The organism is Adlercreutzia caecimuris B7 (assembly GCF_000403355.2).
Taxonomy (GTDB): Bacteria; Actinomycetota; Coriobacteriia; order Coriobacteriales; family Eggerthellaceae; genus Adlercreutzia; species Adlercreutzia caecimuris.
Map to the genome: position 1 here is coordinate 2,668,647 of NZ_KE159646.1, position 14,603 is coordinate 2,683,249.

The following is a 14,603-nucleotide window of genomic DNA, read 5'->3' on the forward strand; positions in this document are numbered from 1 at the left end:
CCGAAAGTAATGCAAAAGATTATGCAGTACAACATAATGTAACGCTGCATAATCTTTCCTTTCCTCTCCGAACGTGCTAGGATGACTCAGAGGTTTGGAGCTGACGCTGGGAGGTTCTCGTGGCTCGCTTTGTCGATCGCGTCTCTGAGATGGGAACGCTTGAGCAGGAATACCGTAGAGACGGCTCCTCTTTCGTTGTCGTCTACGGCAGGCGTCGTGTCGGGAAAACGACGCTCATCAACGAGTTCTGCCGCGGCAAGAGCGCCCTCTATTACTTGGCGACAGAGGAATCCGAAGCGCAAAATCGCATGGCATTCCGGGATATGGTGGCCGACTATCTGGGCAATCCGCTTATGCCTCAGGTTGCGTTCGGCCGTTGGGAGCCCCTTTTTGAGATGCTGGTGGCGGAAGGGCAATCCAGCGAAAAGCTCGTCCTCGTCATCGACGAGTTCCAATATCTCGGAAAGGCCAACGAGGCCTTCCCTTCAATATTCCAGCGTGTGTGGGACACTATTTTGAGCAGGCATAACGTGATGGTGATCCTCTGCGGCTCGCTTGTCACGCTCATGAGCTCGCAGGTGCTCGACTATGAAAGCCCCCTGTACGGAAGGCGCACGGCGCAGATTCACATGAGAGCGCTCCCGTTCTCCTATTACCACGAGTTTTTCAAGAAGAAGAGCCGCCGCGAACTCGTCGAATTCTATAGCGTGACGGGAGGTATACCCAAGTACATCGAGCTCTTCGAGGACGATGCTGACATCTACCGCGCCATCAGCCGCAATATCCTCAATCCCGACAGCTTTCTCTTCGATGAGCCCACGTTCCTCCTTCAGAAGGAAGTGACGGAAATCGGAAGCTATTTCTCCATTATCAAGGCCATTGCTGCGGGCAATCAGAGGGTGGGCGCCATAGCCACGCGGCTCGAAGTCTCTCAAACGGGGCTCTCCCGTCACCTCAAGACCCTGGTTTCCCTCGATGTGATTGAGCGCGAGGTTCCGGTGACCGAGAAGAGTCCGGAAAATAGCAAGAAGAGCCTCTACCGCGTAAAGGACAATTTTCTTCAATTCTGGTTTCAGTTCGTGCAGCCCGGTCTGAGCTATCTGGAATCGGGCCATGAGAAGGTGGTGCTCGAGCGCCTTAAGAAGAGCTTTGTCGATCGGCATGTCGCGTATGTGTACGAGGAAATTTGCCGCGGACGCCTCTGGGAATTGTCGGCCGAGGGTGTCGTCCCGGTGTTTCTCGAGAAAGTAGGCCGTTGGTGGGATGCTCACGACTGCGAGATAGACGTTGTGGGGCTTTCGGAAAGTGATAACGCGATTGTCTTCGGTGAATGCAAGTTTAAAACGCGTCCCATTGGCGTTGACGTGCTTACGGAACTTGAGGAAAAGAGTCGAAACGTAACATGGGGAAGCCCGAATCGGGTCGAATTTTTCGTCCTGTTCAGCATGAGCGGTTTCAGCGACGCTCTCAAAGCCCTGGCCGATGAACGTGCGGACGTTTTTCTGTTTGAATAGGTCTCCTATTTTCGGCAGCGTGCCCGCCACGTGGCCCAAAACGACGGCAACGCCATCGCAAAGATGCCCAACACCACCTCCGGCCACCTCTACTGCGGCGTAGCCTAGCCCTTAGCTTTCCATTGATGCCATGCGGAAGGCAGCGCTTGTGCTGTTTCCAGGATGGGATGCCAGATATGAAAAACGCCCCGGCAATAATGCCAGGGCGTAAGGGGAGGGTACGGTTATCGGACGCTTTGGGTCTAGATGCCCCGTGCCATGTTCTTGCCGGCGACATAGCCGTAGTACATGCACAGCGAGTGGGACATGCCGCTCATGGTGGGGATGTAGTTCACAGAGAACCTCTCGCCCTGGGTGTTGCCGGCAATGTAAAGGCCGGGAATGATTTCGTCGTTTTCATCGAAGACATGGCAGTCTTCGTCCCCGATGAGTCCCATAAGCGTAGCGAGATTAACGTTCATGCCGCCTTGGAATGCGTAGAAGGGACCGTTCTCGATGGGGAACATACGGCTCGCCGGCTTGCCGAAGTCGAGATCCTTACCGCTATGGGCGAGCTCGTTGTATCGTTCGATGGATGCCTTTGCCGCTGCCGCATCAGTAAGTCCTTCTAGCTTTGAAAGAAGCTCGTCTATGGTCTCTCCCTTGACGATGCTGAAGGGCCCCTCTTCTTTGCAGGCTTTCTCAATGGCGTCACGCGTAACGTAGGGGTGCACGTCGTTGATGAGCAGATTTTCTGGCGTCGGCGTATCGACCACGTAGTTGGTAGATGCGAAACGGGGCTGAAAGGCCTGAAGCTGCTCGGGCCATTTGGCATCGAATATCGTATAGAAAGCCTTGCCGGGGATGCGCTCGGCGGCGCTTTGGAACTGGAGTGCGCTGATGTCCTCGTTGGTGAAGCGCTTGCCGGTCAGGGTCAGGCTAAGGTAGGGGGCGGCGCCAATGGTCGACATGGCTCCCATATAATGAACCATGGGGGCTGCTTTCTGCTGAAGTTTTCCGCCAGCCCAGACGCCCATCTTCTCGCAATCGCCGGTGTTGGTGAAATTGCCTTCCACGTCCATGTCGGACCACATGTTCTGGATACCGTTCAATACCAAATCGGGCGCATAGTACGCATTCATCTCGAGGTTGTTGGAGATGTCGCCGCCGGCGAGCAGCACACCGTTGTTCGCCATTATCTTCTTGTAGGCCCCGGTTTCTGCGTTGCGGACAAATACGCCGGTTACTCGATTGCCCTCCTTGATGAGCTTCTCTGCGAAATGGCCAGTGTAGCAAATCGCACCCGCCTCTTCCGCCCTCTTCCAGTTCGCTGCAAGGACGGGCTGCTGGGAAGGGTTGAACGATACGCTGCTCTGAAATTCCTTGACGCGCTCTTTGGAAAGGTCGAAGTTCTCAGGCGCCGGATAGTGGCGAACCCATAGAGAGCAATCCTCTTCGGACGTAACGGCGGGGAGCGGATCGGTCGACTTTGCGCTGATGAACAAATCGGGTTTAGCGGCAATGAACCAATCGAACACCTCGCCGTTGTTGTGTGCCCATTTGCTTAGCAGGGTGCGGTTCGGATAGTACTGGCATTCCGTCATGACCGCCTCGACGACCTCATCGGGGTCGACATAGTTCGCCTGCCCTGCGCCGCGCTCCCAGCGCTTATTGGTTTCGCCGCCGATGACGGCCCATTGGCCGCTGCGACATACGGCCGCGTGGTCGGCCTTCTCGACGACGATGATCGAGGCGCCGTCCTCCGCCGCTGCTCGGGCGGCACAGGTTCCGGCTGTGCCGCAGCCCACGATGACCACATCGGCCGTCAGTTCCTCTTCGATATTCTCTGGGTCGGCCGGTTCGGGCCCGAGCCAGGTGAGGTCTCCCTTGGCTTGAGCGTCGCCTACGCTTGTAGGCTGTCCGGTCTCTGCTAGTCCGTCGTCGCTGGCGCCCGCGTTGGCCTCATTGGCTCGCGGCGCGCAACCGCTCAGTAGTCCAGCGCCCAGCCCCGATGCCGCCAACGCGCTCAGCCCAGCGCCCTTAAGGAATCTGCGACGCGAAATCTGCTCCTTGTTCATTTCAATCCTCCTTTGTTTGCCTCGTTGCTCGAGGTTCTTCTTTAGGCTTGGTGGCCTGTCTGAGAAATGATTTTGCGTGTCGTGGATGAGTGTTTCGACGCCCAGAATTGGTTATTTTTTGCACCAAAGGCATAACCGTTTTGGGTAATATCTAAGAAACCCCAGGTCGCGATTCTGTCAAAGATGGGCGATTTGCAAGATAATGAGCCCTATGAAAACGAACGCCATCACAGACCTGAATCCTATTTACGCCAGGAATCTTTTGATTCTCAGCGCAGTCATTGCGGGCAAAGCCATTGTATCCCTTGCGCTGTCTGCCCTTGTGGGGAACATCATGGCCGTTGACATCATCGCTTCTGCAGTGCTTGTTGCCGTTGTGCTTTTGCTCGTGAGAAGCAACGTGTTGCGATCGTCCTCTAGCGAGACCGACGACGATACCGCCCCGCTTTTCGGGAAGGATATATTGTCGTCCTTAAGGGCTGTTGCTATTCCTCTCGCAGGTTGCTTGGTGTGTCAATGCTCGTTGGGGATTGGGTGGGCGGCCATGATATTTGAGCACTACAGCATGGTGCTCCAAACACGAGATAGCTTTTTGTGCGTTTGCGCGGGGGCTCTTCTCTGCGCTCTATGCCTTGTGATGGTTCGCACTCACATCAGAAGTATCGTCAATTTTCGCTATTACGCCATTTTGGCCTGTCTGCTTCTCTTGGTGGTGCCGTGGGTGAGCGCAGATTTGTCTGGCGAGGCTCGCACTGTAAGCACGGCTCTCCCTTGGGGGTTCTCTTCTTCGTTTCTGTCGGCTATTGTCATCATGGATTTGGTGAGCATTCGTCGGAAAGCGTTTTATGCCGTTGGGCTGCTTATCGTGATTCTCAACGTGGCGGTATGGCTTGCGTCCGGGTTTTCCTTTGTCGTTCTTGGTGACGAGGTGGCTAATGCCCTTTGGCGTATTAGCCTCATTGCACTTATTGCTTTGAGTGCTCTCGAGATACTCCGGGAATATCGGCTTCTGGAGAAGCGCCTCGCTGAAACGTCCTCTGGAAAGCTGGATGGCGAAAAGCTCTCGCAGTTCAAGCTCACGAACCGTGAGAGCGAGGTGCTCGACCTTCTCATTCAAGGGAGGCGGGCCTCTTGGATCGCCCAGAAACTCTATATTAGCGACAACACGGCCCGGGCCCATGTCAAACACATCTACCAGAAGCTGGGGGTGCATACGCGCGAAGAACTTCTCGACTTTATCGAGTCGCTCGACTAATCGAACATCGCTCACATTCTTCTGTGCTAGAATTCCTACACTTATATAAGGCTACTAACCGATACACCAACGGAAAGCGAAGGCACCATGCTTATTCCCGAAGAGCAACTGCACATCATCAAGTCCGGTACGGCGCAGATCGTGCCCGAGGCGGCGCTTCTGGAGAAGCTCAAGCGCGGGGTTCCCCTGAACGCCAAGCTCGGCGTGGACCCCACGGCCCCCGACATTCACCTGGGACATGCGGTGCCGCTGCGCAAGCTGCGCCAGTTCCAGGACCTCGGGCACCAGGTCACGCTCATCATCGGCGACGGCACGGCGCTTATCGGCGATCCGTCGGGGCGCAACTCCACGCGCCCGCAGCTTTCGCGCGAGCAGATTAAGGAGAACGCCCAGACCTATGTGGACCAGGCCTTCAAGATCCTCGATCCCGAGAAGACCACCCTGCGCTACAACTCCGAATGGATCCTCGATCTGAACATGGAGTCCCTTCTCAAGCTGCTGGCGAACTTCACCGTGGCCCGCATCTTGGAGCGCGACGACTTCCACAACCGCTACACGTCCGGCCAGTCCATCAGCCTGCACGAGTTCCTCTACCCGGTCATGCAGGCCTACGACTCCGTGGTCATCAAGGCCGACGTGGAGCTGGGCGGCACCGATCAGCTGTTCAACCTGCTCGCCGGCCGCGAGCTCATGGAGAAGATGGGCATGGAGCCCCAGGTCTGCCTCACTCTGCCGCTTCTGGAGGGCACCGACGGCGTGAAGAAGATGTCGAAGAGCTACGGCAACTACATCGGGCTCACCGACGAGCCGGCCGACATGTTCGGCAAGGTCATGTCCATCCCCGACGAGCTCATGGTGAAGTACTACCGTCTGGCCTCCACCGAGTCCGTCGACGAGATTGACGCCATCGAGGCGGGGTTGGCGGCCGACGAGCTGCATCCCAACAAGGTGAAGCGGGCACTCGCCCGCAACATCGTGGCCGCATACCATGGTAGTCTTGTGGCTGAAGAGGCCGAGGCCGCTTTCGATCTCGTGTTCAAGCAGCATGCCGTTCCCGAGGACATTGCCGAGTTCGCCGCCGACCTGACCCCCAACGACGAGGGGCTCGTCTATGTGGCGCGCCTCATCCACCAGGCGGGGCTCGCGAGCAGCGTGAGCGAGGCGCGCAGCCTCATCAATCAGGGCGGCGTGAAGGTCAACGGCGAGGCTTTGGCCTCCAGGGCCTACAATGTGGAGCCGGCCCTGCTGGAAGGCGCCGTCATCCAGGTGGGCAAGCGCAAGTTCGTCCGCCTCGTGTAGGCCTTTTCGCGCCGGCACCGGACATTCCGAAAAGTTTTTCAAATTTCTTGCAAGGATTCGCAAGGCTGAATCGTGTTACTTGCAGAGATGGAAGAGAACTCGAGGAGGAACTTGAACCATGAAAAAGTCTACATTCGCCATTATCGTCGCGCTCGTTGTGGCCCTGTGCGTACCGGCAGTGGCGTTTGCCGCCCTCGCTCCGAGCCCGGTCTTCGCCCCCGCGGAGCCGATCGAGACGGCTCGTTCTGCTATACAGTCCAAGGTCGATCCGGCTCCTGAAGCTCCGGCCGAAGAGGCTCCCGCGCCCCAAGCTCAGCCCGATGGGTTCAGCGCCTACGGCTACCACCATCCTGAGGGTCGCTTTGGCGCATGCGGCGGTTACGTCGATGCCGACGGCGACGGGCTGTGCGACACCTGCGGTGCAGCGAGCCGCGCCTGTCCTAACTACGTCGATGACAACGGTAGCGGGGCGTGCGGCAGCTACGGCGGCAGCTGTCCTCGCGGTGCCGGTGCCTGCTCCGGTTACGCCGACGCTGACGGCGATGGCATCTGCGACAACTGCCTGGGCAACGGCGCGAACTGTCCCGGCTACGCCGATGCCGACGGCAACGGCGTCTGCGACAGCTACGAGGACGGCACCGCCGGCCGCGGTCATCACGGCAACGGTCACGGCCGCGGTCACGGGTGCATGCGCTAGCCGACCCTGATCGGTGCGACCTGCTGACGACATAGAGCAAGCCATGACGCGCCACGGCGACACCGTCTGGCGCGTCTGCCTTAATGCCCTGCGCCGTTTCGCCGATGCGGAAGACGCCTTCCAGGATGTGTTTTTGAAGTACGCTCTCGCCGATGACAAGGTCTTTGCCGACGAGGAGCATCGCAAGGCGTGGCTCATCCGCATCGCCGCCAATACCTGCCGCGATATGCAGCGACGAGTTGCATGGAACGCGCCTTCGCTGGAGGCGGAGGGCTGCACCGCCGACGCTCCCGTGTCCAGCGACCCCGCCGTCCAGCCCGATTCCCGTATCGCCGAGGTGCTCGATGCCATGAGCAACCTCGACGATCCGCCCCGCACCCCCGTGTACCTCGCCCTTTACGAGGGCTATACGGCCCCTGAGATCGCCGCCATGATGGATGTCCCGGCGAACACCGTCTACAGCTGGATCGCCCGTGGCAAGAAGACGCTGAAGGAGGCTCTGCGATGACCGATATCGAACAGCGCTTGCGCGAAGCCTACGACGGTCAGCACCTTCCCCCGTCTGTGCGGAATCGCGCCCTGGCTGCCATTGAAGAGGTCCGCGCGTGTCAAGGGGGAGCCGGCGAAACCTTGACACGCGAGCGGAGCGGCCTTCTTCCTTCCGCTGAAGAGGCAATCGTGCCTAGCGAAGCTCTCGCGTTCTCGGATTGTTCCGAAGCGCAAAGAGCGGCCGCGAAAAGAAACTCTGCGCCTGCGCCCTGGCGTCCCCGTCCCCGCTTCGTGGCAGCGCTGGCCGCGTGCCTTCTGCTGGTCTTGGCTGCATTCGGCGTCTATGGGGTGTACCAAACGCCTTCCGCCTATGTGGACATCGACGTAAACCCTGCCATCGAGCTAACCGTGAATCCCTTTGGCATCGTCATTGGCGCTGATGCTCTCAACGAAGATGGGCGCTCTGTGATCGACGCGGTGTCCGTGGTGCACCGCTCCTATCGCGAGGCCATCGACGCCCTGACCCGTAGCGAGATACTGGCCCGTTACGTGAGCGACGACAGTCTTATAGATATCAACGTAATCACTGAAAACGGTCACCAGGCCAACGCTCTTATAGAGGACAGCGATGCGGCGTTGGCCTCTATGCCCGGCGTCCATGCCTGTCACCGGGCCGATGCGGAGATGCGCGAAGAGGCATCGGCTGCCGGACTGTGCGTGGGGCGCTATAAGGCAGCGTGCGAGCTTATGGAGCTCGATCCTTCCTACACTCTGGAAGACTGTGCGGGGATGTCCATGCGCCAGCTGCGCGACCATATCGACGCGTGCCATGGGGAAAATGACGACCAAGGCGAAGAAATACCTGATAACTCGCATAATAACGGCCATGGGAAAGGCCATGGCGACGGGCATGGGCGTCATCGTAGCTAAAATTTTTTCAAAAATATTGAAAATACCTCTTGCGCTCCCTAGGCGAGAAGGGTAATATACTCAACCCGCGTTTGAGGAAGGCGCGGACGGCGACTCTCCATCGTGAGAGCGTTGGGCTCACCGAGCCGGCCGCAGGAACGGCAATCGAAAAAATTTCGAAAAAAGTTCTTGACAGTTGAAACGGATAAGCGTAAAGTACTTCCTTGCGCCGCTCGCGAGAGACGGCGGCGGGGAGAGGCCCCGCGGCACCTTCACAACCGGATACTGAGGATGGAAGCCCGAGATTCATCTCGGGCGTCAGACGGACATTCGAAGCGAAAAGCTTTACCAATTTCCCTGTCAGGGGCCGCGTGCCCCGACGGAGAGTTTTCAAACAGAATCGAGACTCACACGATCTGTGGCGCCCGGAAGGACGCTGTTTGAACGGAGAGTTTGATCCTGGCTCAGGATGAACGCTGGCGGCGTGCCTAACACATGCAAGTCGAACGGTTAAACCGCCCTCGGGCGGACATACAGTGGCGAACGGGTGAGTAACACGTGACCAACCTGCCCCGCGCTCCGGGACAACCGCTGGAAACGGCGGCTAATACCGGATACTCCGCGGCCCCCGCATGGGGGCGGCGGGAAAGCCCCGACGGCGCGGGATGGGGTCGCGGCCCATTAGGTAGTAGGCGGGGTAGAGGCCCACCTAGCCGACGATGGGTAGCCGGACTGAGAGGTCGATCGGCCACATTGGGACTGAGATACGGCCCAGACTCCTACGGGAGGCAGCAGTGGGGAATTTTGCGCAATGGGGGAAACCCTGACGCAGCAACGCCGCGTGCGGGACGAAGGCCCTCGGGTCGTAAACCGCTTTCAGCAGGGAAGATCCAAGACGGTACCTGCAGAAGAAGCTCCGGCTAACTACGTGCCAGCAGCCGCGGTAATACGTAGGGGGCGAGCGTTATCCGGATTCATTGGGCGTAAAGCGCGCGTAGGCGGCCGCCTAAGCGGAACCTCTAACCCCGGGGCTCAACCTCGGGCCGGGTTCCGGACTGGGCGGCTCGAGTGCGGTAGAGGAGAGCGGAATTCCCGGTGTAGCGGTGGAATGCGCAGATATCGGGAAGAACACCGATGGCGAAGGCAGCTCTCTGGGCCGTCACTGACGCTGAGGCGCGAAAGCTGGGGGAGCGAACAGGATTAGATACCCTGGTAGTCCCAGCCGTAAACGATGGATACTAGGTGTGGGGGGATCCCCCCTCCGTGCCGCAGCCAACGCATTAAGTATCCCGCCTGGGGAGTACGGCCGCAAGGCTAAAACTCAAAGGAATTGACGGGGGCCCGCACAAGCAGCGGAGCATGTGGCTTAATTCGAAGCAACGCGAAGAACCTTACCAGGGCTTGACATGCGCCTGAAGCCGCGGAGACGCGGTGGCCGAGAGGAGGGCGCGCAGGTGGTGCATGGCTGTCGTCAGCTCGTGTCGTGAGATGTTGGGTTAAGTCCCGCAACGAGCGCAACCCCCGTCCCGTGTTGCCAGCATTAGGTTGGGGACTCGCGGGAGACTGCCGGCGTCAAGCCGGAGGAAGGTGGGGACGACGTCAAGTCATCATGCCCCTTATGCCCTGGGCTGCACACGTGCTACAATGGCCGGTACAGAGGGTTGCCACCCCGCGAGGGGGAGCGGATCCCGGAAAGCCGGCCCCAGTTCGGATCGCAGGCTGCAACCCGCCTGCGTGAAGCCGGAGTTGCTAGTAATCGCGGATCAGCACGCCGCGGTGAATACGTTCCCGGGCCTTGTACACACCGCCCGTCACACCACCCGAGTCGTCTGCACCCGAAGCCGCCGGCCGAACCCCCCTGGGGGCGGAGGCGTCGAAGGTGTGGAGGGTAAGGGGGGTGAAGTCGTAACAAGGTAGCCGTACCGGAAGGTGCGGCTGGATCACCTCCTTTCTAGGGAGAACCTAGGCCGTCTTCTCCATTCCCCAGCATCCGGCTGCGAGGGCCCCTTGAGGCCCCCGGCACCTTGACAGCTGCATAGCGCGTGACATGAAAATGTCGCACATGATCAACACCTACATCAATTCCCTAAGCTGAGGCTTTAGGTTCGATGGGTGTTCGCATCATGGACACGACGATTCATCACGATCGCGAACGTATGTTTTTATCTTACGACGGATTTTTAATTCTCATAGATCTAAACCAGAGGACGAAGCCGGGGCCTTGTCGGCCCCGGCGCCTAGGGTATCTGAGGAAAGCGAAGATACCGAGGGCGCACGGCGGATGCCTTGGCACAGGAAGTCGACGAAGGACGCGGCAAGCTGCGATAAGCTGCGGGGAGTGGCAAACACACCTTGATCCGCAGGTCTCCGAATGGGGGAACCCAGCAGGGGTCATGCCCTGCTATCCCCGCCTGAATCAAATAGGGCGGGCGAAGGCAACCGGGGGAACTGAAACATCTAAGTACCCCGAGGAAGAGAAATCAACCGAGATTGCGCGAGTAGCGGCGAGCGAAAGCGCACCAGCCCAAACCCGGGCGCGTGTAAGCGGCAGGCGTTGCCGCCCGGGGGTTGCGGGACGCCCGTGCAGGAGCTGCCCTCCTGCGTGGGGTTACAAATCCGGCAGGTAGCGGAACGGCATGGAAGGGCCGGCCGCAGCGGGTGAGAGCCCCGTACGCGAAACCTGTCGGACCTCAGCGGCGTATCCCGAGTAGGGCCGGGCACGTGAAACCCGGTCCGAAGCCGGGGGGACCACCCTCCAAGGCTGAACACTCTCCTGTGACCGATAGCGAACCAGTACCGTGAGGGAAAGGTGAAAAGCACCCCGGGAGGGGAGTGAAACAGTACCTGAAACCGTGCGCCCACAAGCAGTCGGAGCAATCTTGCATTGTGACGGCGTGCCTTTTGTAGAATGAGCCAGCGAGTTGCGGTGTGCGGCGAGGTTAAGTTTGTAAACGAGCCGCAGCGAAAGCGAGCCTTTAAGATGGCGAGTGAGTCGCACGCTGCAGACGCGAAGCCGGGTGAGCTATCCATGGGCAGGCTGAAGCGGGGGTAAGACCCCGTGGAGGGCCGAACCCACTTCGGTTGAAAACGGAGGGGATGACCCGTGGATAGGGGTGAAAGGCCAATCAAACCCGGAGATATCTCGTTCTCCCCGAAATAGCTTTAGGGCTAGCCTCGGCCGTTCACCCGCGGTGGTAGAGCCACCGGATCGACGAGGGGGCTTCACCGCCTACCGACTCGAGCCGAACTCCGAATGCCGCGGGTACACAGGCCGGGAGTCAGAGGGCGTGGGCTAAGCTGCGCGCTCGAGAGGGAAACAGCCCAGACCGCCCGCTAAGGCCCCCAAGTCATCGCTGAGTGGCAAAGGATGTGCGTCTGCCCAGACAACCAGGATGTTGGCTTAGAAGCAGCCATGCATTTAAAGAGTGCGTAACAGCTCACTGGTCGAGTGGACATGCGCCGACAATTCACGGGGCTAAGCGATGCGCCGAAGCGGCGGACTGAAGATTCAGTGGTAGGGGAGCTCTCCGCAGGGGGAGAAGCCGAGGGGCGACCCCCGGTGGACCGTGCGGAGGTGAGAATGCTGGCATGAGTAACGAGAGCGGCGCGAGAAACGCCGCCGCCGTGAGCCTAAGGGTTCCTGGGCGAGGCTAATCCCCCCAGGGTCAGTCGGGAGCTAAGGCGAGGCCGGGAGGCGTAGCCGATGCGCAGCGGGCAGAGATTCCCGCACCGCCGACGGCGCGGCACTACCGATGGGGCGACGGAGAAGGGTAGCCGGGCGGGGTTCTGGACGTCCCCGTGAAAGCGCGTAGGGCGAGGAGCGTGGAAATCAGCTCCTCATGTGAGCCTGAGACGCGAGACGAAGCGACTTGGCGAAGCCGGTGAGCCCATGCTTCCGAGAAAAACCTCTAGGGAGTGCCGTCGGCGCCCGTACCAAAACCGACACAGGTGGGCGGGTAGAACATACCGAGGCGATCGGGAGAACCACGGTTAAGGAACTCGGCATACTGGCCCCGTAACTTCGGGAGAAGGGGCGCCCCCGCCGGTGAAGGACCTCGCGTCCGGAGCTAGTGGGGGCCGCAGCGAAACGGCCCAAGCGACTGTTTATCAAAAACACAGGACTCTGCAAAGCCGCAAGGCGACGTATAGGGTCTGACGCCTGCCCGGTGCCGGAAGGTTACGCGGATGGGTTAGCGCAAGCGAAGCCCTGAAGCCAAGCCCCGGTAAACGGCGGCCGTAACTATAACGGTCCTAAGGTAGCGAAATTCCTTGTCGGGTAAGTTCCGACCTGCACGAATGGCGTAACGATTTGGGCGCTGTCTCAACCGTGGACCCGGTGAAATTGTACTGTTCGTGAAGATGCGAACTACCCGCGGAAGGACGGAAAGACCCCGTGAACCTTTACTGCAGCTTGGCATTGGCATCTGGTACGGCGCGTAGAGGATAGGCGGGAGCCATCGAAGCGGGGGCGCAAGCCCCCGTGGAGGCGACCTTGGAATACCGCCCTCGTCGTGCCGGCTGCCTAACGCGCGGCCGTGATCCGGCGCGCGGACCGTGCCAGGCGGGTAGTTTGACTGGGGCGGTCGCCTCCCAAAATGTAACGGAGGCGCGCGTAAGGTCCGCTCAGGACGGTCGGCAACCGTCCCGAGAGCGCAAGAGTGCAAGCGGGCTTGACTGCGAGACTGACAAGTCGGGCAGGTGCGAAAGCAGGTTCTAGTGATCCGGCGGCCCAGAGTGGAATGGCCGTCGCTCAACGGATAAAAGGTACTCCGGGGATAACAGGCTGATCTTGCCCAAGAGTCCACATCGACGGCAAGGTTTGGCACCTCGATGTCGGCTCATCGCATCCTGGGGCTGAAGTCGGTCCCAAGGGTACGGCTGTTCGCCGTTTAAAGCGGTACGCGAGCTGGGTTCAGAACGTCGTGAGACAGTTCGGTCCCTATCCTCCGCGGGCGCAAGGGAGTTGAGGAGATCTGCCCCTAGTACGAGAGGACCGGGGTGGACGGACCTCTGGTGACGCGGTTGTCGGCCAACGGCACCGCCGCCTAGCTACGTCCGGCACGGATAACCGCTGAAGGCATCTAAGTGGGAAGCCGCCTCCGAGATGAGCTCCCTTTCCGGTAAGGGCCCTGGTAGAACACCAGGTCGATAGGATGCAGCTGCAAGCGCGGCGACGCGCTCAGGCGAGCATTACTAATAGCCCGAGCTCTTCGCTTACTTACACTCAGAGAGACGTACGTCTCGCGATCGTGACGGCATGGCGCGCGCATGCGGCCGCCAGGGCGCCGGGGACGCACCCGGGCCCCGGACGGGCGACATACAGTTGCCCGCGGGAGCGCCTCCCGCGAGCGGAACCACAGAGCGGGGGATCACCCGATCCCATTCCGAACTCGGCAGTTAAGCCCCGCCTCGCCGAAAGTACTGCGGCGCCAGGCCGCGGGAGGACAGGTCGTTCCGCTCGCAGGGGGCGCTTTTCTCGTTCGCTAGGAGATTTCTTGCTAACAAGCGATGTCGAATGACATCGCTTTTTTTGTTTAGGGATGAGAGCGGGCAAGGCTCATGGGCTCTCTCGCTCCTTTTTCAGAGGTATCTGGCGTATCTCGATGGGATGGAGGGCAGGCGCCTTGCGATGGTCTTTTGCCGTCCGGGCGAAGGCAGGGCTCCCGCCGACCGTTCGACAGGGGCCAAGCGCATCTGTTCTCGGCATCGGCGCGTATAATGCTCAGTGGAAGCGTGTGGACGGTCATGGCGAGCGAACAAGAGAGGATTGGTTCCCGTGAAAACCCAAACTCCTGAGGAAAAGAAGCAGGTTGAAGAGGCGATTGCGAATCCGGCGGCGCTGAACGAGTTGATCGAGGCGCTCTCCGGCGGGAGCCGACGCGGTCGTCAGCAGGCGGCTAAGGTGATTGCCGCTGTCGCTGCTGCAAATTCCGAGATACTGGTTCCCCATGCTGCGGCACTGGTGGATGCTCTCGAGCGTCCAGAGGCGCAGACGCGATGGGAATGCCTCGACACCTTGGCGCAACTCGTTCCGCTTGATGGGCGCACATGCGAGAAGGCGGTTCCGGGGGCGGAGACGGCGCTGTTCGACGAGGATAGCGGGCCTTTGCGTCTGGCAGCCATGCGGTTTCTGTGTCGCCTGGGCGCCACCACGGAGAAGCGATCGGAGAAGGTGTGGCCGCTTATAGACGAGGGTATCCAGTGCTGGCATGGCGATTTGGAGTTCCAGGATATGCTCATTGCCATCATCGATTTCTCTCAAGGCAAGTTGGCACCCGAGGTGAAAGCGGCTCTGGCCGATCGTATGCGCTTTGACGCTACCAACGGGCGCGGCATGCTGAAGAAACGCGCAATTCAGATCGTCGAGAACTGCGAGAAGTAGA

The 14,603-nt window shown here is 59.8% G+C and carries 8 protein-coding genes and 3 rRNA genes; 10 read left to right on the forward strand and 1 reads right to left on the reverse strand.

Annotated features, from left to right (window positions below; all coding sequences use genetic code 11):
• Positions 1-119 precede the first annotated feature (119 nt).
• A complete protein-coding gene (locus tag C811_RS14495) occupies positions 120-1,514 on the forward strand; it encodes an ATP-binding protein (RefSeq protein ID WP_016310451.1) in 1,395 nt (464 codons plus the stop codon).
• Positions 1,515-1,756: 242 nt separating this feature from the next.
• Here C811_RS14495 and C811_RS14500 read toward each other — a convergent pair whose 3' ends face one another.
• The gene (locus C811_RS14500; protein WP_016310452.1) at positions 1,757-3,571 is read right to left on the reverse strand and encodes an FAD-dependent oxidoreductase; all 1,815 of its coding nucleotides are present in this window, start codon (positions 3,569-3,571) and stop codon (positions 1,757-1,759) included.
• A gap of 211 nt (positions 3,572-3,782) precedes the next feature.
• Between C811_RS14500 and C811_RS14505 the strand changes: the two genes are divergently transcribed.
• From C811_RS14505 to C811_RS14545, 9 genes are all read left to right on the forward strand, one after another.
• Entirely contained in the window at positions 3,783-4,826 is a 1,044-nt protein-coding gene (locus tag C811_RS14505; protein ID WP_016310453.1) for a response regulator transcription factor, read from the forward strand.
• Positions 4,827-4,913: 87 nt separating this feature from the next.
• The gene (tyrS, locus tag C811_RS14510; RefSeq protein WP_016310454.1) at positions 4,914-6,125 is read left to right on the forward strand and encodes a tyrosine--tRNA ligase; all 1,212 of its coding nucleotides are present in this window, start codon (positions 4,914-4,916) and stop codon (positions 6,123-6,125) included.
• Positions 6,126-6,243: 118 nt separating this feature from the next.
• Positions 6,244-6,822, forward strand: coding sequence for a hypothetical protein (locus tag C811_RS14515; RefSeq protein ID WP_016310455.1), 579 nt, complete (start codon positions 6,244-6,246; stop codon positions 6,820-6,822).
• A gap of 13 nt (positions 6,823-6,835) precedes the next feature.
• Positions 6,836-7,330: an RNA polymerase sigma factor gene (locus C811_RS14520; RefSeq protein ID WP_022926678.1), complete on the forward strand. Its 495-nt coding sequence runs from the start codon at positions 6,836-6,838 to the stop codon at positions 7,328-7,330.
• On the forward strand, positions 7,327-8,241 hold the full coding sequence (locus C811_RS14525) for an anti-sigma-I factor RsgI family protein (protein ID WP_016310457.1): 915 nt from the start codon (positions 7,327-7,329) through the stop codon (positions 8,239-8,241). The genes C811_RS14520 and C811_RS14525 overlap by 4 nt, the downstream gene beginning before the upstream one ends.
• Positions 8,242-8,661: 420 nt before the next feature.
• Positions 8,662-10,171: ribosomal RNA gene (locus C811_RS14530) — 16S ribosomal RNA — on the forward strand.
• Positions 10,172-10,474: 303 nt separating this feature from the next.
• Positions 10,475-13,437, forward strand: a 23S ribosomal RNA gene (locus tag C811_RS14535).
• A gap of 129 nt (positions 13,438-13,566) precedes the next feature.
• Positions 13,567-13,681, forward strand: a 5S ribosomal RNA gene (gene rrf / locus C811_RS14540).
• Together the 16S, 23S and 5S rRNA genes form the textbook arrangement of a ribosomal RNA operon.
• A gap of 315 nt (positions 13,682-13,996) precedes the next feature.
• Positions 13,997-14,602 (forward strand): hypothetical protein, encoded by a 606-nt coding sequence (locus tag C811_RS14545; RefSeq protein ID WP_016310458.1) that lies wholly within the window; start codon positions 13,997-13,999, stop codon positions 14,600-14,602.
• Position 14,603 lies beyond the last annotated feature (1 nt).